Here is a 20,079-nt window from a genome sequence, read left to right as displayed (position 1 = left end):
ATGTTTTATTTAGCGTCTAAGTCACCTCGAAGACAAGAATTACTAAAGCAAATTGCCGAGCAATTTGAACTCGTAAGCGCCGATATAAATGAAGTGGCTTTTAAAGATGAAGTTGCTGAGAAGTTTGTGCTGAGAATGGCGATAGAAAAAGCGCAAGCCGGTTTGAAAAATGTTGTAACAATTAATCCATCAGATTGGGTGCTTGGCTCAGATACAATAGTAGTTAACAATAATAATATACTTGGCAAACCTAAAGACTTTGAAGATTGCTTGCAGATGCTGTCAGGGTTATCGAATAAGAAACATCAAGTAATGACCGCAATTGCCGTGATTAACGCCGATACCGTATTGTCAGAAGTCGTCGTTACCGACGTTGTATTTAGAGCGATTACTGATGTTGAAATAAAGGATTATTGGCAGTCGGGTGAGCCTCAAGATAAAGCTGGTAGTTATGGCATTCAAGGACTTGCAGGAAAATTCGTGAAACGCATCGAAGGCAGCTATTCTTCAGTAGTAGGTTTGCCTTTATATGAAACCGAGCAGCTTTTGTTAACGGCAAAAGCACAATCAAAAAAATTAACTCTCGAAGGTGCTAAATGAGCGGTGAATTATTAATTAACGTTACGCCAAGTGAAACCCGTGTTGCGCTAATCGAAAATGGTACTTTACAAGAAGTTCATGTAGAACGAAATTTAAAGCGTGGCATCGTTGGTAATATTTATTTAGGCAAAGTTATCCGTGTGTTACCTGGCATGCAAGCTGCTTTTGTTGATATTGGTTTGGATAAAGCTGCCTTTCTTCACGCGTCAGATATTCGTACAAAGTTAATTACCAATAATGATACAAATGAAAATGAAGTTCCTGATATTCGAACTTTAGTTCATGAAGGTCAGCACATTATGGTGCAAGTTGTTAAAGATCCTTTAGGGACGAAAGGTGCTCGTTTAACGACTGACTTAACCATCGCTTCACGGTATTTAGTATTGATGCCAAACTCAAGTCACGCTGGTGTTTCTCAACGTATTGAAGATGAACAAGAGCGGGCGCGTTTAAAGAAAATAGTGGTACCGTATTGTGACGATGAAAGCGGGTTTATTGTTAGAACCGTTGCTGAAGGCGCAGGCGAAGAAGAGTTAGCCCATGACGCTGAGTTTTTACGTCGTGTTTGGAAAAAGGTCGTTGAGCGTAAACAACGTAAGCAAACAAACTTGGCGTTATATCAGGACTTGTATTTAGCATGTCGTATCATTCGTGACTTTGTAGGTAGCGGACTTGAACGAATACGCGTGGATTCGCGTTTATCTTTTGATGAGCTTATTGAGTTTACAGATGAGTTTGTTCCTGAAATTAAACCTATCATTGAATATTATCCTGGTGAACGACCAATTTTCGATTTATTCGATGTGGAAAATGAAATTCAAAGAGCGTTAAAGCGTAAAGTTGAATTAAAGTCGGGTGGATCATTAATCATTGATCAAACTGAAGCGATGACCACGGTTGATATAAATACCGGGGCATTTGTCGGTCACCGCAACTTAGAAGAAACAATATTTAATACCAATATTGAAGCAACCCAGGCAATTGCTCGTCAGTTAAGACTTAGAAATCTTGGTGGTATTATAATCGTCGACTTTATCGATATGTCTAATGCGGAGCATAAAAAACGAGTGCTGCACTCTTTAGATGTTGCTATGGCCAAAGATAAGGTGAAATACAGTATCAGTAACTTTTCATCGTTAGGCTTGGTCGAAATGACTCGAAAACGTACTCGTGAATCACTTGAACATATTCTTTGTGGTGAGTGCCCTGTTTGTGACGGTCGGGGTAATTTAAAAACGGTTGAAACTGTTTGCTTTGAAATCTTGCGTGAAATAGTTCGAGTGAACCGCGCCTATGATGCAGATAAATTTATTGTATATGCTTCACCTAAAGTTAGTGAGTCTCTAAATGACGATGAATTACATCATTTAGCCGAGTTAGAAGTATTTATTGGCAAACATATTAAAGTGCAAACTGAAACTATGTATAACCAAGAACAATTTGACGTGGTAATGATGTAGTGAAAAAAACGTTTTGGGCATATTTAAATACTTGGCTAAATCGCCTCTATAAAACACTAGCAGTCTTGCTAGTGTTAATGGCGGTGTTGCTTACCTCTGCCCGAATATTTTTACCACATGCGCACACCTTTAAAAATAATCTTGAAGACTATATTAACAGTGTCTATCAAGGTGAAATTGAAATTGGAGAGCTTTCTGCCGGTTGGCATAAGTTTGGCCCCACCTTAGTGGTAAAACAGGTAGTCCTGTCAGATTCAGAGGCACTGAAAGTTGAAATTGATGAAATTGACATTGGTTTAGATTTTTGGGGAACCTTAAAAACTCAACAAGTAAAAGCGAATAACTTTACTCTTGTTGGTGCCAGCATAAAAATTGATCAAACGGTTATTATTGATGCAGGCACAAAAAAGCAAACTTCTGAAGAAGCAGATATTGACGCATTTTCTGATCTAATACTTAACCAATTTAAGCGCTTTTCTGTTCGCGATAGTAAAATTTTAATTAAGACTTTACGCCGAGAGCGCACCATTTTATTGAACAAACTGGCTTGGCACAACGACGGCAATAATCACAAAGGTATTGGCAAGTTAGAAATTGAAGGATTTTCAAGCAACAGCGCCAAGTTACTTATTGACTTACAAGGTGATAAAAGAGAAAACCTTAAGGGGAAAATCTATATAGAAGGGAATAATATAAACCTTGCCCCTTGGTTTGATAAACACTTAAAAGAAAAAGCTGATCAATTTAGTACCGAAGTAAACTTTAGTTCTTGGATGAATGTAGCTGGTGGTTACTTTACTGATCTTCACATTAACTTGGGCGAAAATACATTTGCTTGGGATAGCTTTGAACAACAGCATGTTCTTAAAATACCTGAGGGTAATGTAAGTATCTACAGAGACGGTCAATCTTCTAATTACAGCATGCAAACCAGTAACATTGAAGTGTTGTTTAATGAAGCTCCATGGACAGAATTTCAATTACAAGCGACAAGTACTCCAACAGAGTCTTTGACCAATATATCGACAGTTTCGTTAGACAACTTATGGCAATTATTCCCTATCATTAAGGATAATATTCCTGAGTTTGAAAAATATTCAAGTCTGCAATTAAGTGGTGACTTAACCAATATTCAAATCCGCACTTCAGCCGAAAAACTTCAATTAGCGTTAAACCTTGATGATGTTGGTTGGAATGCTGCTAATGGTATTCCGGGAATTGAACAGATTTCAGGACGCTTATTATTTGATAATGACCAAATTCAACTTGATGTTACTTCTGAAAATAATGAAATCGATTTTGATGGTGGATTCTCTAGACCGATACCATTTAATGACTTAAAGGCAACAGTAAATGCCAATTGGAGTGAGCGCTTTTGGAAGTTAGCCGTTAGTGACGTTTTCTTATCCTCTGATGAGCTCTCGGTAACAGCCAATGTTCAATTTTTACAGGAAGTTGACCAAAGTGGCGTGTTGAGCCTTTATGCCTATGCAGAGCAAGGCGATGCCAGTAAAGCCCAGTATTACTTACCGTTACCTGTAATGAGTGAAAGCTTAGTTGAGTATTTAACTGCTGCTATATTTCATGGGGACGTGAAACAGGCCGGTGTGTTATTTAATGGCCCTGTCGCGACATTCCCGTTTACAGATAATAGTGGGATTTTTATTGTTGATGCCGACGTTGAACAAGCTAAATATCAATTTGAGCAATCATGGCCTGCAATTGAAAAAGCGCATTTAAACCTGAATTTCACCAATGACTCCATGTTGATCACTGCTTATGATGGTGATTTGATGGGGATTCAAACAAAAGACGTTGTTGTTGGTATCGAATCTCTTAGCGGTGACTCGATACTCACCGTGCGCACGCCGGTAACAACCGAAGTAACTAACGTAACTAACTTAATGGTCGCAAGTCCAATGGCTGAAAGCGTTGGCGAGACATTAACGTTGATAAATCCTAAAGGACAAGTAAAGGGGACATTCTCGTTAGATTTACCTTTAGGTGATACTGAAAAAGTTGTCGCCAAAGGAATAATTAATTTTGCTAATAATGAGGTGTTCTTACAAGCACCTGAAATGAATTTTTCCCATGTTAATGGCCAATTAAGTTTTAATAATGAGTTAATAACAACTAAAGATATCTCACTAAATTGGCGTGGAATGCCGATAAACCTGAACGTCGACGGGCGGATTGAGGATGACTATTATCAAGTGGATATTGATTTGCTCGCTAATTGGCAAAAACAACACTACGATCCGCAAATACCTGAAAACTTACGCTCTTATGTTAATGGTCAATTAGATTGGCAGGGTAAATTATCACTGTTTATCCCGGAAGAAGGTGAGCTCAGTTACGACTTTAATTTAGATTCGAATCTAGAAAACGCTATTTTATCCTTACCTGAGCCGTATTTTAAACCGGCTGAAAAGCAAGCCCTACTCAAAGCTTCGGCTAAAGGCGGTGCTAATAAATCGACTATAGAAGCTACCTTAGATGAAAATCTACGTTTTTATGGTGAACTGGATCATCAAAAAATAGCCTTTCTGAGAACACAACTGGTGTTAGGTAAAGAGAAAATGTTACTGCCTACAGATGGTTTTCATATTACTACTGACCTTGACAGTATTGTTTATCAGCCATGGCATGAGTTTATTTTTGATATCATAAATTCCATACCTGATGGCTCAGGTGTTGACTCTAGCTCTGAACCGGCGGAAGAAAAACTGGCTTTTTTACAAGCTCCTGAACGAATTAGAGGTAATATTAAAAATGTCGACTTGTTTGGCCAAACCTTAACCGACGTTGATTTCAATTTATTAGCTAAAGAACAATGGTGGTTGTTACAGTTAAATGCAGACCAAGCCCGAAGTCGAATGAAATTCTTCCATGATTTTCAACAGAATGGCCTTGAGGTTGATGCGGACTTCATCCATTTAACTGATGTGCCTGAGACGAACGAAGTAAGTGATGAAGAAGAAACGGCATCACAAATTTCACCCGCTGATATTCCTAAGGTTAAATTTAATTGTGATAGTTGTAAGTACCAACAGTTGGACTTTGGCAAAGTATTGTTTGAATTGGAAAATACCAGTTCTACCGTGGCGACTTTACGTTCATTTTCAGCGAAACGTAAAAATTCTGATTTAAGCCTTTCTGGCGTTTGGCAAAAAGATGATGAACAGAACAAAACTTCTATTTCAGGAGCTTTTAATTCCAAAGATATTGAAAAAGAAATCAATAAATTCGATATGGAATCTGGAATAAAGGACAGTGGTTTAAAAAGCAGTTACGATTTTAACTGGCAAGGTGGGCCTCACGAATTTAATTTAGCCAGCCTAAATGGTCAATACAATTTTAAATTTGATGATGGTTATCTAGCCGATGTGAGTGACAAAGGTGCTCGGTTATTATCGATCTTTAGCTTTCAGTCATTGGTTCGAAAACTGACCTTGGACTTTAGAGACATATTTTCCGAAGGCATGTTCTATGACGACATTAAAGGTAAAATTACCTTAGTTAATGGCGTTGCCTATACCGATAATACAAAAATGAACGGCGCTGCTGGTAACCTTACGGTTAAAGGTAATACTAACCTTGTCACTAATAAGCTTGATTATAAAATGTCATTCGCCCCGAAAGTAACCTCTAGTCTTCCTATTATTGTCGGTTGGCTGGTTAACCCATTAATGGGGGCGGCTATTATGGTCGCAGATGAAGCTATACAAAAAGCTGAAGTGATTTCAGTGATCAATTTTGAATTAACCGGTAGCGTTGATGAACCTATTTTCAAAGAAGTTGACCGAAAAAGCCGCGATGTCAGTGTCGGAAAAAGTAAGCCTGATAAACCAAAGGCAGTTGAAGGAAAATCTGAAGCAGATGCTTCCGGTGTAACTGGCGCTGAAAATAAATTGCAATCCAGTGACGTTGAAAATAAAGCATTACCTGAAAAAAAACAGGATGCTAAAAATGGCTAGACTAACAGCTATACAGCTGCAATCGGTTCCTGATGTAGTCGAGAACTTAACCTGTATCGAAACCATTCTTTCGACATTGCCAACGTCCGATGAGCATTTAGTTGTATTACCTGAGGCCTGTTTATACTTTGGCGGAAAAGATGGCAAACAAATTGAGTTTGCAGAGCCGCTAGGCAAAGGTTTTATGCAGAAACGACTGGCCGAGTTAGCCGAAAAATATAATGTTTTTCTGCTTGCTGGTACCATCCCTTTACAATCAGCTCAAGCTGATAAATTTACTGCCAGTAGTTTGTTATTTTCGCCGCAGGGTGAGTTGGTAAACGATTATCAAAAAATTCATTTGTTTGATGTCGATGTCGCTGACAGTGAAAAAAGTTATCGTGAATCAGCGCTGACTCTAAAAGGTGAAAAGCTATCAGTATCTATTTTGCCTAGTTTTAAATTAGGCATGACGGTATGTTATGACTTACGCTTTCCTGAATTGTTTAGGGCACTTACCGAACAAGGTGCAGATGTTATTTGTGTACCCAGCGCCTTCACTAAGGTTACTGGTCAAGCTCATTGGCAAGCATTATTACAGGCCAGAGCAATTGAAAACCAAGTATATATCGTTGCTGCTGGCCAAGAAGGCGAACATTTAAACGGTCGTCAAACCTATGGTCATTCGATGATTATTAACCCTTGGGGGGAAATAGTGGCAATGAAGGACGAAGGTGTCGGCTATGTGAGTAGTGAGTTTGATCGACAGCTCATTAAAAAAATAAGGGCAGATATTCCAGTTGCTCGCCATAATCAATTTTCAGTTAAACTGAACCTAACATAATAAAGAACACGGACATTTAAAATGAATCTTGTTGAACAAGAACTATTACATTCCAGCCAGCTTGGTCAGGAAGAATTAAGTAAAACACTAAACCACATTTGTGCTCGTGACATTGATTACGCCGACTTGTACTTTCAGTCATCAAGCCATGAGTCTTGGATGCTTGAAGATGGCATTGTTAAAGAAGGTTCATATAACATTGAACGTGGTGTTGGCGTAAGAGCCATTAGCGGTGAAAAAACGGGCTTTGCTTATTCAGATGACATCAATAGCAATGCCTTATTAAAAGCGGCCTCTGCTGCTCGTGGAATTGTGAAGGAAAGTAAAAGCCAAAGCATTCAAGTATTTGCCCCACAGAAAATAACGGAGCTTTATAGTGAAATTGATCCGTTGTCGACATTAACGCAAGAGCAAAAAATAAATCTATTACATGAGGTTGAAGCCATTGCTCGTGCACAGGACAGCCGTGTTCAGCAGGTAATTGTTAGCTTGTCAGGTGTTTATGAAAAGGTGTTAGTTGCGGCAAGTGATGGAACATATGCGACAGATATTCGCCCGTTAGTACGATTAAATTGTTCAGTGTTGGTTGAAGCTAATGGACGCCGCGAACGTGGAAACTCCGGTGGTGGAGCACGAGCAGGCTACAGTCACTTCTTTGAATTAGAAGGCACTAAGCCTAGATATCATGCTTATGCAGAAGAAGCGGTTAGGCAAGCGTTAGTGAACTTGGTTGCTATAGACGCACCAGCTGGGATGTTACCCGTGGTACTCGGAGCCGGTTGGCCTGGTGTGTTACTGCATGAAGCGGTAGGACATGGTTTAGAAGGCGATTTTAACCGTAAAGGCTCATCCGCTTTTTCTGGAAAAATTGGTCAAAAAGTTGCGTCAGAGCATTGTACAATTGTTGATGATGGCACGATTGCCGATCGCCGAGGCTCGGTTGCCATTGACGATGAAGGTACACCTGGGCAATACAATGTACTGATTGAAAATGGTATATTGAAGGGATATATGCAAGACAAGCATAATGCGCATTTAATGGGCGTAAAGCCTACAGGTAATGGTCGTAGAGAGTCATATGCACATTTACCTTTACCGCGTATGACTAATACCTACATGCTTGCTGGCGAGCACTCACCAGAAGACATTATTAAGTCGGTTAAAAAAGGTATCTATGCGCCGAATTTTGCTGGCGGTCAAGTTGATATCACTTCAGGCAAGTTTGTATTTACCACTGCTGAAGCTTATTTAATTGAAAATGGTGAAATTACCTCGCCGGTTAAAGGAGCAACATTAATTGGAAGTGGTCCAGAAGCGATGCAGCAAGTAAGCATGGTCGGTAATGACTTAGCACTTGATAGTGGCGTTGGTGTGTGTGGCAAAGATGGTCAAAGCATTCCTGTAGGAGTTGGTCAACCAACGTTGAAGGTTGATGAAATGACCATTGGTGGTACGCAGTAACAAAAAAGTTCAGAATGAAAAAGGGGTCAGTGATAATTACTTCGTCTAAAGTAAATATCACTGACCCCTTTTATGTTTACTTACTTAAAGAACAATATTTTCTTTTAAGTATTTAAATAACTCTTTAAAGCTTTTCCCTGGTTTTTCTTGTTTTACTTCTTTTGCCGCTTGTCGTACTAACTGGCGCATACGCTGGCGTTCAAAACCATCATATTCAGTTAATATTTCATCGATTTTTATATCACCTTGAGCAATTAATTGATCGCGAACTGCTTCAAGTTTTGAATTATTGATATGCTCTTGTGCATGCTTATTATTCAATTTATCAAGTTGAGCTTGAATTGCTTCATAATCACTCTCGAATAACTGTTTTGCAATAAACTGCACATTACGATGGTAAGCATCATGCTTACCTTTAATTTTGTCAGCGATAATTAATGCAGCTTCAATTTCTTCATTAAGAGTAAGTTTAGCTCGCTGTTTATGATTGAGTTTACAAATTTGCTCACCAAGTTTTTGCATGTCTTTCATGTCATTCTTGATTTCAGTTTTGCTGACAATAAGGATGTCTTCATCAATAAATTTTTTACCGCGCTTTTTCATAAAATCGTCATAGTTAAAATAAAATAATGCACTAATTATACAACATAACGTTAAGTTAATTAATATCTGTATGTTATGCTTATTAAATTAATTTTTTTCGTGCTTTTAGAGCTTAAGTTATACTGACCAAATGTTCTTAAAGTGCTCACTGTTGATGGCATCAATGCAAAATCTAGAATCTATAAATACCTCAATTTCACAAGTTAAAGACAAAGTGGCCAAAGTTCTTGAATTGGCTAAAACCTTAGGTGCAGATGATGCTGAAGTATCAATCAGCAAACAAGAAGGCTTAAGCGTTTCTACTCGATTAGGAGAAGTGGATACCGTTGAATTTACTAACGATGGTGCGTTAGGTATTACGGTTTATAAGGAAGGTCGTAAAGGCTCCGCTTCTACCGCAGACTTGTCTGAAACGGCGCTGCAACAATCGGTTCAGGCTGCAATTAATATTGCCAAGTACACATCGGTAGATCCTTGTTCAGGACTTGCAGATAAAGAATTGATAGCATTTAACCCTCAAGATCTAGATTTATATCACCCCCAATCACTAACGACCGAAGAAGCAATTGACATTGCCACAGAAGCTGAGGTCACCGCGTTGAATAGTGATAGTAAAATTACAAATTCTGATGGCGCTAATTTTGCCAGTTATGAAGGGTTCAAGGTTTACGGTAATAGTCATGGCCAAATCGTTGGCTATCCAAGTACCCGCCATAGCTTAAGTTGTATGATGATTGCTGCGGATGGTGAGGATATGCAACGTGATTATAGCTATACAGTTAGTCGTGAGTTTGATCAATTGCAATCTGCGAAAGCAGTTGGCTTAGAGTCGGCGCAGGCGGCTGTTGCAAGACTTAATAGCCATAAGATTAATACCCAAAAAACACCCGTGATGTTTAGAGCAGATGTAGCAAATAGTCTATTCGGTCATTTCATTGCAGCGATAAGTGGCGGTAATTTATACCGCAATTCATCATTTTTATTAGATGCTATTGGTGAGCAAGTTTTTTCATCGCATTTGAACATATCAGAACGTCCACATATTTTGCGCGGATTAGCTAGTAGCAGCTTTGATGCAGAGGGTATAGCAACACAGGATAGAGAGTTTATTGTCGACGGCGTGTTACAGTCATACCTTTTAACCAGCTATTCAGCGCGTAAGTTAGGACTTACTTCAACGGGTAATGCTGGTGGCATTCATAACTGGTTAATATCTGCTAATAATGGCGATTTTGACGCTATGTTAAAAACATTAGGAACAGGCTTATTAGTGACTGAGTTAATGGGGCAAGGGGTTAATGTAGTTAATGGTGATTACTCTCGCGGCGCTGCAGGGTTTTGGGTTGAAAATGGCCAAATACAATACCCTGTCTCTGAAGTTACCATAGCTGGAAATTTAAAGGATATCTTTAAAGCGGTTGTTGCTACCGGAAGCGATTATGATTTACGCGGCAGTATTAAAACTGGCTCTATCATTATCGAAGAAATGCAGGTTTCAGGGCAGTAGACTCGAATTACGAATCTCGAACTCGAGATTCGTTTTAACTACCTAATAGTAAAGTTGCCGTACCAAGAAACGCAAATATCCCAACAACATCTGTTATTGTCGTTAGAATAACGCTACCGGCTAATGCGGGGTCGATATTCATTTTCTTCAGTACTAAAGGTGTCGCAACACCAGCAAGTCCCGCTACTGTTAAATTCATCAACATGGCGAATGCAATAATTCCACCTAAAACGATATCTTGTTTCCAAATAGCGACGATTGAGGCGATAAATAATGCCCAAATCAGTCCGTTTAAAAATCCTACTGCGATTTCTTTGTTTAAGATAGTACGGGCGTTATTATCACCTATATGACCAAGTGCCATACCTCGAATCACCAGGGTTAATGTTTGATTGCCGGCAACACCGCCCATACTTGGCACTAAGGTATTTAAAACAGCCAAGATCGCCATTTCGGCTAATATCCCTTCAAACATGCTTGAAACAGCAACTGCCATTAAGGCGGTGATCAAATTTACACCAAGCCAAATGGAGCGTTGTTGCGTACTTTTTATCACCGGGGCGAAGGTATCGGCTTCATCATCTAAACCCGCCATACTCATCATTGAGTGCTCGGCATCTTCGCGGATGACATCAATAACATCATCTATGGTTATACGACCAAGCAAACGGCCAGTTTCATCAATTACAGGCGCTGAAAACCAGTCATGTCGCTCAAATAATTTGGCAACTTCAATTTCTTCAGTATCAACGGTTATTGCGATGGTGTCGTAATCGGTAATTTCAGCAATCGCTTGCTCTGGTCTTGCCGTAACTAAATCTGCGAGTGAAACAGAGCCAATAAACTTATCTTGGCGATTTACAACATAGAATGAATCTGTTGCTTCTGGTAATTCACCCTTTAATCGCAAATACCGCAAAATCACATCTATGGTGATATCTGGGCGCAGAGTAATAGTGTCGGTATTCATGATACCGCCGGCTGTATCCTCTTCGTAAGATAGAGCTTGTTCAACTCGTGTTCTATCCTGCGAGTCCATAGAATTTAGAACTTCTTTATAAACAGAGTCGGGCAGGGTTCTTAAAACCTCAGCCAAATCGTCGATGTCCATACCTTCAGCAACAGCAGCAACTTTTTCGGGTTGCATGTTTCTTAAGATACCCTTACGTACTTCTTCAGAAAGCTCTTCTAGGATTTCACCCTGTAAATCAGGATCAATTAATTGCCAAAGTACGTTACGACTGCGTGAAGTTGATGACTCGAGAAGTAGGGCAATGTCGAAAGGCGGCATATGCTGGAACATTTTTCGCACATAAACGAACATACCACTTTCTAAAGCGGTATTAATTTCCAATAAACGTTTTTGGCTAATTTCTTGCTCTGATATCTCTGGCATGAATCACCCTGTGCAAGGTTGTTGTTTTAATTCTAAATCAATGCAAGTTTAACGTAAGCTAATGGTTTTATCAGCTAATTTTTATTAAAATTAGACTACAGCTTTATTCGTCTTCGTCAAATTTGTCTAAAAACAATTGAATTACTGCAGTCATTGCTTCGCGGGCTTGAATCCCTTCGGCTTTGATGTGCACTTCTTTGCCTTGGCTACCAGTTAATAGCATCAGCCCCATAATTGAATCCGCCTCAGCCGACTTTTTCTCCAATGTTAGGGTAATTTTAGCCTGATAGTTTTTACTTAATTTTGCTAATTTAGTTGCAGCTCTTGCATGCAGGCCTAATTTATTCTCTATGAGGACACTTTGTTCAATTGTTAATGACGTCATTTTTATGGTTATTTACTCATTTCACGGTGACGAATTTGTATATCTTTGTGCTCTTTTTTAAACTGTTTTGCTAAAGTTTCGGCAATATAAACACTTCTATGCTGGCCACCAGTACAGCCGACAGCGATAGTTAAATAAGTACGATTATTACGTTCTAAGTGCGGTAACCAGGTCATCATGAAAGAGTTAATTTGCCAAATAAATTTTGTGACTATCGGTTGGCTTGCCAAAAAGTCTTGTACAGGTTGATCCAAGCCATTGTAGGCTTTTAGTCCTTCTTCCCAGAAAGGGTTAGGTAAAAATCTTGCATCAAACACGTAATCAGCATCAGAAGGTACGCCATATTTAAAGCCAAATGATTCAAATACAATGACTAAATTACCGGTCGTTGAACCCAGTACTCTTTCTCGCACTAAATCGGCAAGTTGATGAGGGGTTAATTTTGACGTATTGATGTATAAATTTGCTCTACTTGCCACTGGGTCCAGTAATTTTTTCTCAAGAGCAATAGCCTGATCAAGTGCCATATTTTGACGAATAAGTGGATGTAAACGTCTTGTTTCGCTGTAGCGTCGTATAAGTTCACTATCATCGGCGTCTAAATACAAGATACTTAATTCTACCGAATTAGGCAGGTAATCTATGATCTCTTTAACATCGTCAGGGTTTTCTGGCAGGTTACGTACATCGAGTGATACGGCAACATTCTCATAGTCATTAATAACGGTATGCGTTAGTGCGGGTAATAGGTTTACCGGAATATTATCAACACAATAATAACCAAGATCTTCAAGCACTCTTAACGCGACGGTTTTACCTGAGCCTGAACGTCCACTTACGATGATTAGTTTCATTTTTTACCTAATTGTTTACAACCAATTGATGAAGTTCAGTGGCGCTGTGACAACGTCTCACTCTTTTACTATTCTCTTTATCACTAAAAAATTTCGCAACACTGGCCAAAGTCTCTAAATGTTGCTGACAATGATCTTCGGGTACGAACAGCGCGAAAAAGATATCCACCGGCTTATCATCAATAGCGTCGAAGATAACCGGCTTATCTGTTGTCAATAATACTGCTACGGGTCTTTCACTGTTATTGATTTTTCCGTGTGGAATAGCAATACCATTACCAATTCCAGTACTACTTAATTTTTCTCTTTTGCTTAAGCTTTCCAACAATTCTTTTGCGCTTGCACTACTAATTTTGTTCGCTGCAATTGCACTGATTTGTTGAAGAATGTTTTTCTTACTTTTACCCTGTACTGCACATAGGGTGCAGTCAGGGCTTAATAATTGATCTAGTTTCATAGTTAATGGTGGGCTAACTTAGCCTTATGTTTAAGAACTTGTCTATCTAATTTGTCGACCAAGCCGTCTATTGCCGCATACATATCTTCATGATTGGCTGAGGCAAAGATCTCGCCAGCATTTACATGCAAGGTTGCTTCTGCAATTTGTTGTAGTTTTTCTACTTTTAACACCACATAGACATTGTTTATGTGATCAAAATGTCGTTCCAGTTTTTGTAATTTTTCACTCACATATGAGCGCATAGAGTCGGTAACTTCAACATGATGGCCAGATAGATTAATTTGCATAAGCTTTATCCTTGTTTTGTTGGTTTTAAAGTAAACTTTTTCGTTGATTCGATGGTGGAATACCTAACGATTCTCTATATTTTGCAATGGTTCGACGTGCAACATTGATACCTTGATCGCTAAGTAGTTCAGCCATTTTGCTGTCACTTAATGGCTTTGCTGCTATCTCTGCATCGACGAGTTTTTTAATCAGCGCACGTATTGCTGTTGATGAACATTCACCACCATTCTCTGTACTGACATGACTCGAGAAGAAGTATTTTAATTCAAATATACCTCTGGGGGTATGCATATACTTTTGCGTGGTTACACGTGAAATTGTTGATTCATGCATTTCAACAGCTTCGGCAATATCGTTTAATACCATTGGACGCATTGCTTCTGGACCATGTTCAAAAAAGCCTTGTTGTTGCTGAACAATACAATTAGAAACTTTCAATAATGTGTCGTTTCTACTTTCAAGTGATTTGATAAACCACTTGGCTTCTTGTAAATGTGAGCGAATGAACTGGCTGTCTTCTGATGATTTAGTTGTTTTTACTAACGAGGCATATTGATTGTTAATACCAATTTTGGGCGCGGTATCAGGGTTCAATTCTACCACCCAGCGACCATTTTTTTTGAACACACTGACATCAGGAATAACGTATTGTTCTTCTTGTTGAACAATCGCATCGCCCGGTCTTGGGTTTAATGAGTGAATGAGTTGCATCACTTCTTTTAGCTGTGGTTCTTTTAATTTGGTTTTACGCATGATTTGTCTAAAATCACGATTACCTAATAAATCGATATGCTCGCTAATGACTAACTTGGCTTCTGCAATAAAGGGGGTGTCGGGGCTAAACTGAGCAAGTTGAATAAGTAAGCAATCGGCAATAGACTTGGCTCCTGAGCCAATAGGGTCAAACATGTGAATGCGTTTTAACACTGCTTCAACTTCGTCTAATTCAACTTCATCGTCGCCTAAGCTGGATAAAATATCTTCGCAGGTTACCGTAAGGTAGCCGCTGTCATCAATGGCATCAATTATTGTTACGGCAATGGTACGGTCAGTATCTGAAAACGGAGTTAATTCCATTTGCCAGGTCAAATGATCCTGGATAGATTCTGACGTTTCTCCTTGATAAACATAATCATCATTACTGACGCCACCAAGTCCCGTATTCGACGTACCGGCACTAAAGCTTTCTTCCCATGTTGAATCTACGGATAGCTCTTGTGGAATTTCATTTTGAGTTAATGCTTCAGAGGTACTTATTTCATCATGCGTAGGCTGCGCATCTTCACTTCCGTCAGGAGTATCTGCAGTAGCTGGTTTACTATCTAGGTGCGAGTCAGAATTAGCATTGTTTTCTTCTTGATTAGCCGATTCATCAACCTCTAATAAAGGATTGCTATCGAGGGCTTCTTGAATTTCTTGTTGAAGATCTAACGTAGATAGTTGCAACAGCTTTATCGCTTGTTGCAATTGTGGGGTCATCGTTAAGTGTTGCCCCATACGGAGCTGAAGACTAGGTCTCATTGTTTGAAAAAATTCCAAATTTGCATAAAGTTAGTTTATGCAAGTTAACTACTGATTACACGAGAAACGAATGGGTATTAATTCGCTCTAAGCTACGTCTTATAATATAACTATAGCTTGAATTTCTCACCTAGGTAGACATCTCGAACATGTTGATTACTTAAAACCTGTTCGGCATTACCTTCAGCGATTAATTCACCATGACTTACAATATATGCATGTTCACACACATCGAGGGTTTCTCGTACGTTGTGGTCGGTGATAAGTACTCCGATACCACGTTCTTTTAACTGTAAAATAATCTTTTTAATATCGCCTACTGAAATAGGGTCTACACCGGCAAACGGTTCATCTAATAAAATAAATTTTGGATCCGCAGCCAACGCTCGAGCAATTTCTACACGACGCCTTTCACCACCAGATAAACTTTGTCCAGTATTTTCAATAATGTGACCAATATTAAATTCTTCAACTAAACTTTCCAGCTTTTCTTGTTTGGCAATATCGTCTAGATCTTTACGAGTTTGTAAAATGGCCATGATGTTATCAAAGACACTAAGCTTTCGAAAAATAGATGCTTCTTGTGGGAGATAGCCTATGCCTTGTCGAGCTCTTTCATGCATAGGTAATAACGTTAAGTCTTGATCATTTAATACAACAGATCCTTCATCACTTGGCACTAAACCTACGATCATATAAAACGAGGTAGTTTTACCCGCACCATTAGGACCTAACAGTCCAACGATTTGGCCTGAGTTAACCGTTAAGCTGACACTTTTTACTACTTTTCGGCCGCTATAGGATTTGGCAAGGTTTTGTGCTTTTAAAGTTGAGGTCATATTATTGTTCTTTATCTTGCTCTACTTCATTGTTAATTTTAGTTTCTGCATCTTGAGTTTCTTGCTTCACTTCCGGCTTTAAAATTGTTGTAACTGTGCTGGTACTTTCCGCGCTCAACTGCTCAGTTGCAATGTTATAGGTGATTATATCGCCTTTAACCATACTGCCTTCTTGGCTAACCGATGCATTACCTTTAATGGTTATGGTTTGCGTATGGGGAGAGTATGATACTTCATCTGCTTGCAACTCAATTTTTTGGCCATCATCAAGAATTTGGCTAAACCGAGCTGGGTTTCCTGTTGCCAAATAATGCTTAAGATCAGTCCCTTCCTGATTGGTTACTTTCACTACATCGGCTTCGATACTTAGTGTGCCCTGGGTGATTTTTACATCTTCCATATAGCTGGCAATCTTATTTTTTAAATCGCTAGATTGCTTTTTCGCAACAATTACAATCTCTTGTTTAAAGTCAGCTTCTTCTGCAACAACTGTTGCTGAAGTAAATGATAATGCTATGCCGAGCAGTAATTTATGAGGCATGTTTTTTATAAATTGTTTGTACATGTTCATTCAAAGTCATTTTAGTGGTGTTAATATCAACGTGCAATCCAGAGCCATACATAGTGAAGTCTTTACCTTTTAAAAGGATAGTCTGCTCAGAAGTAATGATATTATTAGTTAAATCTACATTTAAAGATTTGCCGTGTATTTCTGAAATAAAACTTGTTTTATCCTCAGAAAGCAATCGTACTCTATCATTGAGTAATAAGATATTATCTTCGCCCAAACGCCCTTCATTAGCTGATAAATGCCAAACTGCACTACCATCTGTGGGGTATAGCGTATATTTAGGAGCTAGAAAGAGCGTTTCCGTATTATCCATATAATGAGACATTTTATCAGCATAAATAGTATGAGTTAAATTACCCATTGAATCATATTGGTTTGAACTTAATTCTGTTGCGACAAAGTCTGGCTCATCTTTAGGTTTTACAATTTGCACAATAGGCTCATTCGATTTTTGCCATTGCATGTAACCATAAATGGATAATGCGATGATAAATATAATCGTTGAAATAGTGTGCAATCGACTCATATGCTGCTTCCTTTAGCATTTTGTAATGTGTTTTGACTTTGCATTATGAGATCACAAAGTTCTCTGACAGCTCCAAAACCACCGTTAATAAAGGTAACATAATTTGCGCCTTGTTTAACTAAAGGATGAGCATCGTTTACCGCTACTCCTAATCCAACAGCTTCTATACAAGGTAAATCTGGAACGTCATCACCTATATAGGCAATTTGATCGTTAGTTAGTTCCAAGTTTTTAGCGATGTTCATCAATGCCGGTAATTTATCTTCTTCACCCTGGACAATGAATTTTACGCCTAAAGCGGTCATACGCTTTTCAACGATATTGGATTTTCTACCAGTGATCACAGCCACATCGACACCGTTTTGACCAAGAGCTTTTATGCCAAAACCATCCTTAGTATTAAATGCCTTTAGCTCTTCGCCATCATTACCTAAATAAATTCGACCATCAGAAAAAACGCCATCAACATCACAAACCAATAACTTAATTTGTGCTGCTTGCTTAATAATTTTGCTGTCTACTTGCCCGTAAAGAGTACTGGTTAAAGAGTTTGTTTGGTTCATAAGGTTAAATGACTCCCGCTTTTAATATGTCGTGCATATTCATCGCACCAATAGGTTGATGGTTTTTATCAACTATTATTAAGCCATTGATACTTTTATCTTCCATCGCTTTGAGCGCTTCAGCTGCTAACATTTCGCTAGTTGCTACAATCGGGTTTTTGGTCATTACGCTGGCTATATTGTCTTTATGAATGTTTATTTCTTCATCAAGGATACGTCGTAAATCACCATCGGTAAATAAGCCAGTTAAAACTCCGCTATCATCAACTACCGCTGTCATGCCTAAGCCTTTGCTAGAAATTTCTACCAGTGCTTCTTTTATAAGTGCCGTTTCATTAATAACTGGTAGTCGTTCGCCACTGTGCATTATGTCAGCTAAGCGCAACAATAAACGCTTACCTAAACTACCGCCAGGATGTGATAAAGCAAAGTCGTCGGCAGTAAAACCTTTCGCATTTAATAGCGCCACAGCCAGAGCATCACCCATCACTAAGGTTGCGGTCGTACTCGACGTTGGAGCCAACCCCAGTGGACATGCTTCTTGTGGAACATCAATACAAATATGGACGTCTGCAAGTTTTGCCAAAGTCGATTGAGTGTTACCTGACATTGCGATTAATTTAGCACCAATGCGTTTTATTACCGGCAGTATTGCCAATACTTCGCCGGTTTCACCAGAATTAGAAATTGTCAGCACGACATCTTGACTGGTTACCATACCCAAATCACCATGACTTGCTTCACCTGGGTGGACAAAAAATGCTGGTGTACCCGTACTGGCAAGAGTCGCTGCAATTTTACCGCCTATGTGACCTGACTTTCCCATACCGATAACTATAACTCTGCCACTACAATCGAACATGTATTGACAGGCTTTGGCAAAATGGTCATCAATATAAGTATGCAGATTAGCCACTGCGTTTGTTTCTATATCGATAACTTGCGCTGCAAGTTCTTTAAATTTACTGGCGTGGGGCATTGATAAACTCACTTAAACAAACTGATTAAAGATTAGGTATTGATAAACAATAAAGCCAATAAACAATACCAATCCTTTCAAACGGGTAATTCTAAATTGCCCGCTCAAACTAAAACATAATAAGAATACTAAAAAGGTTATTCCTAACATGAACGGAATGTCACGTGATGCTACTTCACTATCGACAGCCCCTGGTGCAATTAAAGCAGGTAATGCTAAAACAGCTAAAATATTGAAAATGTTTGAGCCGATAATATTACCTAATGCCAAATCATCTTCTTTCTTGATTAAACTCATTATACTTGCGGCAAGTTCGGGCAAGCTGGTACCAATCGCGATAATTGTTAAACCGATGACAAGATCACTGATGCCTACAGATTTGGCGATAACAGTTGCTGACTCAACTAAAAAGTGAGCACTTAGTGGTAATAAAATAATACCGAAAGTGAGCCAGAATAAGGCACTGGATGAACTTACATTTTCGGGAATATCTAATTCTGCTTCGAGGATTAACGGATCGCTAATTTTACTCTTTTTACTTTGTCGTAATGTTACGATCAATAAAATAACAATAAACAAAACAAAACCAGTCATTAATATCACACCTTCAGTAAAGGTAAACTGCAGATCAAACAACATATAACTGGCAATAATGGTGATGACCAACAGTATTGGTATTTCACGTTTGAGAGTCAGTGAGGAAACCATTAAAGGTTTGAATAGAGCTGTTAACCCTAATACTAAAGCAATATTGGTAATATTAGAGCCAATTGCGTTACCAATGGCTGTATCAGAAGAACCTTTCATTGCAGCTGTCGCTGCTACCAGCATTTCAGGTGCGGATGAGCCCATAGCAACAATTGTTAAACCGATAATCATCGGTGCGATACCATAGTTTCTTGCTATGGCGGCAGCGCCAAACACAAACTTATCGGCACTGATAACCAATGCAGTTAAAGAAATGAGAAGGATGAGTATTTCAACGAACATTTAGTGCTCCAATTATTAGGTCTACAGACCCTATCCTCAAATTGTCGCCCCTAATGAAGCAAATGAAAAGACTAAATCACCGGTTTATTGGAAAAAATTGGCTTTTTATTAAAATTTTTTCATTTGTTTGGCGTTTAAACGTTAAAAATTAATGTTTTTGGCAAAAGTTCAATATTTAAAGTCAAAATGTTGAAGATTTTTGTAATCAAGCGTAAATCATTTTCACAACTAATCCGCTGTATTTAGGATACTTTTCGTTTTAGCCATGCTGAATAT

The 20,079-nt window shown here is 38.8% G+C and carries 19 protein-coding genes; 6 read left to right on the top strand and 13 right to left on the bottom strand.

The genetic code is table 11. The features are described from left to right. Genes RI845_RS16555 through tldD form a run of 5 tightly spaced genes read left to right on the top strand, consistent with a single transcriptional unit; the run spans window position 1 to window position 8,321 of the window. Window positions 1-600: a Maf family protein gene (locus tag RI845_RS16555; protein ID WP_348387281.1), complete on the top strand. Its 600-nt coding sequence runs from the start codon at window positions 1-3 to the stop codon at window positions 598-600. Then, a complete protein-coding gene (rng, locus tag RI845_RS16550) occupies window positions 597-2,060 on the top strand; it encodes a ribonuclease G (RefSeq protein ID WP_348387280.1) in 1,464 nt (487 codons plus the stop codon). The genes RI845_RS16555 and rng overlap by 4 nt, the downstream gene beginning before the upstream one ends. After that, window positions 2,060-6,037 carry a YhdP family protein gene (locus RI845_RS16545; RefSeq protein ID WP_348387279.1) on the top strand — a complete coding sequence of 1,326 codons (3,978 nt, stop codon included), beginning with the start codon at window positions 2,060-2,062 and terminating at the stop codon, window positions 6,035-6,037. The genes rng and RI845_RS16545 overlap by 1 nt, the downstream gene beginning before the upstream one ends. Further along, on the top strand, window positions 6,030-6,860 hold the full coding sequence (locus tag RI845_RS16540) for a carbon-nitrogen hydrolase family protein (protein WP_348387278.1): 831 nt from the start codon (window positions 6,030-6,032) through the stop codon (window positions 6,858-6,860). Before RI845_RS16545 ends, RI845_RS16540 begins: the two co-directional genes overlap by 8 nt. 21 nt (window positions 6,861-6,881) lie before the next feature. After that, window positions 6,882-8,321 carry a metalloprotease TldD gene (gene tldD / locus RI845_RS16535; protein WP_348387277.1) on the top strand — a complete coding sequence of 480 codons (1,440 nt, stop codon included), beginning with the start codon at window positions 6,882-6,884 and terminating at the stop codon, window positions 8,319-8,321. Between the two features lie 84 nt (window positions 8,322-8,405). Here the strand turns inward: tldD and yjgA are convergent, their stop codons facing one another. Beyond that, the gene (gene yjgA / locus RI845_RS16530) at window positions 8,406-8,924 is read right to left on the bottom strand and encodes a ribosome biogenesis factor YjgA (RefSeq protein ID WP_348387276.1); all 519 of its coding nucleotides are present in this window, start codon (window positions 8,922-8,924) and stop codon (window positions 8,406-8,408) included. A 163-nt stretch (window positions 8,925-9,087) separates the two neighbouring features. Here yjgA and pmbA point away from each other — a divergent pair, with 163 nt between their 5' ends. Further along, window positions 9,088-10,431 (top strand): metalloprotease PmbA, encoded by a 1,344-nt coding sequence (pmbA, locus tag RI845_RS16525; protein ID WP_405054041.1) that lies wholly within the window; start codon window positions 9,088-9,090, stop codon window positions 10,429-10,431. 34 nt (window positions 10,432-10,465) lie between these two features. Here the strand turns inward: pmbA and mgtE are convergent, their stop codons facing one another. The 12 genes from mgtE to RI845_RS16465 all read right to left on the bottom strand — a co-directional run bounded on the left by mgtE (window position 10,466) and on the right by RI845_RS16465 (window position 19,803). Further along, window positions 10,466-11,827, bottom strand: coding sequence for a magnesium transporter (gene mgtE, locus RI845_RS16520; RefSeq protein WP_348387274.1), 1,362 nt, complete (start codon window positions 11,825-11,827; stop codon window positions 10,466-10,468). Window positions 11,828-11,930: 103 nt separating this feature from the next. Continuing rightward, window positions 11,931-12,212: an HPr family phosphocarrier protein gene (locus RI845_RS16515; protein ID WP_348387273.1), complete on the bottom strand. Its 282-nt coding sequence runs from the start codon at window positions 12,210-12,212 to the stop codon at window positions 11,931-11,933. A gap of 8 nt (window positions 12,213-12,220) precedes the next feature. After that, on the bottom strand, window positions 12,221-13,066 hold the full coding sequence (gene rapZ, locus RI845_RS16510) for an RNase adapter RapZ (RefSeq protein ID WP_348387272.1): 846 nt from the start codon (window positions 13,064-13,066) through the stop codon (window positions 12,221-12,223). Between the two features lie 7 nt (window positions 13,067-13,073). Further along, on the bottom strand, window positions 13,074-13,523 hold the full coding sequence (gene ptsN / locus RI845_RS16505; RefSeq protein WP_348387271.1) for a PTS IIA-like nitrogen regulatory protein PtsN: 450 nt from the start codon (window positions 13,521-13,523) through the stop codon (window positions 13,074-13,076). Window positions 13,524-13,525: 2 nt separating this feature from the next. After that, a complete protein-coding gene (gene hpf / locus RI845_RS16500) occupies window positions 13,526-13,813 on the bottom strand; it encodes a ribosome hibernation promoting factor (protein WP_348387270.1) in 288 nt (95 codons plus the stop codon). A gap of 25 nt (window positions 13,814-13,838) precedes the next feature. Further along, entirely contained in the window at window positions 13,839-15,335 is a 1,497-nt protein-coding gene (locus RI845_RS16495) for an RNA polymerase factor sigma-54 (protein ID WP_348387269.1), read from the bottom strand. A 110-nt stretch (window positions 15,336-15,445) separates the two neighbouring features. Next, a complete protein-coding gene (gene lptB / locus RI845_RS16490) occupies window positions 15,446-16,174 on the bottom strand; it encodes an LPS export ABC transporter ATP-binding protein (RefSeq protein WP_348387268.1) in 729 nt (242 codons plus the stop codon). A 1-nt stretch (window position 16,175) separates the two neighbouring features. Then, entirely contained in the window at window positions 16,176-16,745 is a 570-nt protein-coding gene (gene lptA, locus RI845_RS16485; protein ID WP_348387267.1) for a lipopolysaccharide transport periplasmic protein LptA, read from the bottom strand. Next, entirely contained in the window at window positions 16,705-17,271 is a 567-nt protein-coding gene (lptC, locus tag RI845_RS16480) for an LPS export ABC transporter periplasmic protein LptC (RefSeq protein WP_348387266.1), read from the bottom strand. The genes lptA and lptC overlap by 41 nt, the downstream gene beginning before the upstream one ends. Continuing rightward, on the bottom strand, window positions 17,268-17,834 hold the full coding sequence (gene kdsC / locus RI845_RS16475; RefSeq protein ID WP_348387265.1) for a 3-deoxy-manno-octulosonate-8-phosphatase KdsC: 567 nt from the start codon (window positions 17,832-17,834) through the stop codon (window positions 17,268-17,270). Before kdsC ends, lptC begins: the two co-directional genes overlap by 4 nt. A 4-nt stretch (window positions 17,835-17,838) precedes the next feature. Next, complete coding sequence (locus tag RI845_RS16470; protein ID WP_348389554.1) at window positions 17,839-18,813, bottom strand: KpsF/GutQ family sugar-phosphate isomerase; 975 nt, start codon at window positions 18,811-18,813, stop codon at window positions 17,839-17,841. Window positions 18,814-18,825: 12 nt separating this feature from the next. Continuing rightward, window positions 18,826-19,803 carry a calcium/sodium antiporter gene (locus tag RI845_RS16465; RefSeq protein ID WP_348387264.1) on the bottom strand — a complete coding sequence of 326 codons (978 nt, stop codon included), beginning with the start codon at window positions 19,801-19,803 and terminating at the stop codon, window positions 18,826-18,828. Between the last annotated feature and the right edge of the window lie 276 nt (window positions 19,804-20,079).

Source organism: Thalassotalea nanhaiensis (genome assembly GCF_031583575.1).
Taxonomy (GTDB): domain Bacteria; phylum Pseudomonadota; class Gammaproteobacteria; order Enterobacterales; family Alteromonadaceae; genus Thalassotalea_A; species Thalassotalea_A nanhaiensis.
The sequence above is the reverse complement of the archived record's forward strand: the minus strand, read 5'-3'. Positions and strand labels throughout refer to the sequence as shown.

Coding starts and splice junctions, on each gene's coding strand:
- RI845_RS16555 (WP_348387281.1), top strand. CDS start 1: ATGTTTTATTTAGCGTCTAAGTCACCTCGAAGACAAGAATTACTAAAG.
- rng (WP_348387280.1), top strand. CDS start 597: ATGAGCGGTGAATTATTAATTAACGTTACGCCAAGTGAAACCCGTGTT.
- RI845_RS16540 (WP_348387278.1), top strand. CDS start 6,030: ATGGCTAGACTAACAGCTATACAGCTGCAATCGGTTCCTGATGTAGTC.
- tldD (WP_348387277.1), top strand. CDS start 6,882: ATGAATCTTGTTGAACAAGAACTATTACATTCCAGCCAGCTTGGTCAG.
- yjgA (WP_348387276.1), bottom strand. CDS start 8,924: ATGAAAAAGCGCGGTAAAAAATTTATTGATGAAGACATCCTTATTGTC.
- pmbA (WP_405054041.1), top strand. CDS start 9,088: ATGCAAAATCTAGAATCTATAAATACCTCAATTTCACAAGTTAAAGAC.
- mgtE (WP_348387274.1), bottom strand. CDS start 11,827: ATGCCAGAGATATCAGAGCAAGAAATTAGCCAAAAACGTTTATTGGAA.
- RI845_RS16515 (WP_348387273.1), bottom strand. CDS start 12,212: ATGACGTCATTAACAATTGAACAAAGTGTCCTCATAGAGAATAAATTA.
- rapZ (WP_348387272.1), bottom strand. CDS start 13,066: ATGAAACTAATCATCGTAAGTGGACGTTCAGGCTCAGGTAAAACCGTC.
- ptsN (WP_348387271.1), bottom strand. CDS start 13,523: ATGAAACTAGATCAATTATTAAGCCCTGACTGCACCCTATGTGCAGTA.
- hpf (WP_348387270.1), bottom strand. CDS start 13,813: ATGCAAATTAATCTATCTGGCCATCATGTTGAAGTTACCGACTCTATG.
- RI845_RS16495 (WP_348387269.1), bottom strand. CDS start 15,335: ATGAGACCTAGTCTTCAGCTCCGTATGGGGCAACACTTAACGATGACC.
- lptB (WP_348387268.1), bottom strand. CDS start 16,174: ATGACCTCAACTTTAAAAGCACAAAACCTTGCCAAATCCTATAGCGGC.
- lptA (WP_348387267.1), bottom strand. CDS start 16,745: ATGAACATGTACAAACAATTTATAAAAAACATGCCTCATAAATTACTG.
- lptC (WP_348387266.1), bottom strand. CDS start 17,271: ATGAGTCGATTGCACACTATTTCAACGATTATATTTATCATCGCATTA.
- kdsC (WP_348387265.1), bottom strand. CDS start 17,834: ATGAACCAAACAAACTCTTTAACCAGTACTCTTTACGGGCAAGTAGAC.
- RI845_RS16470 (WP_348389554.1), bottom strand. CDS start 18,813: ATGCCCCACGCCAGTAAATTTAAAGAACTTGCAGCGCAAGTTATCGAT.
- RI845_RS16465 (WP_348387264.1), bottom strand. CDS start 19,803: ATGTTCGTTGAAATACTCATCCTTCTCATTTCTTTAACTGCATTGGTT.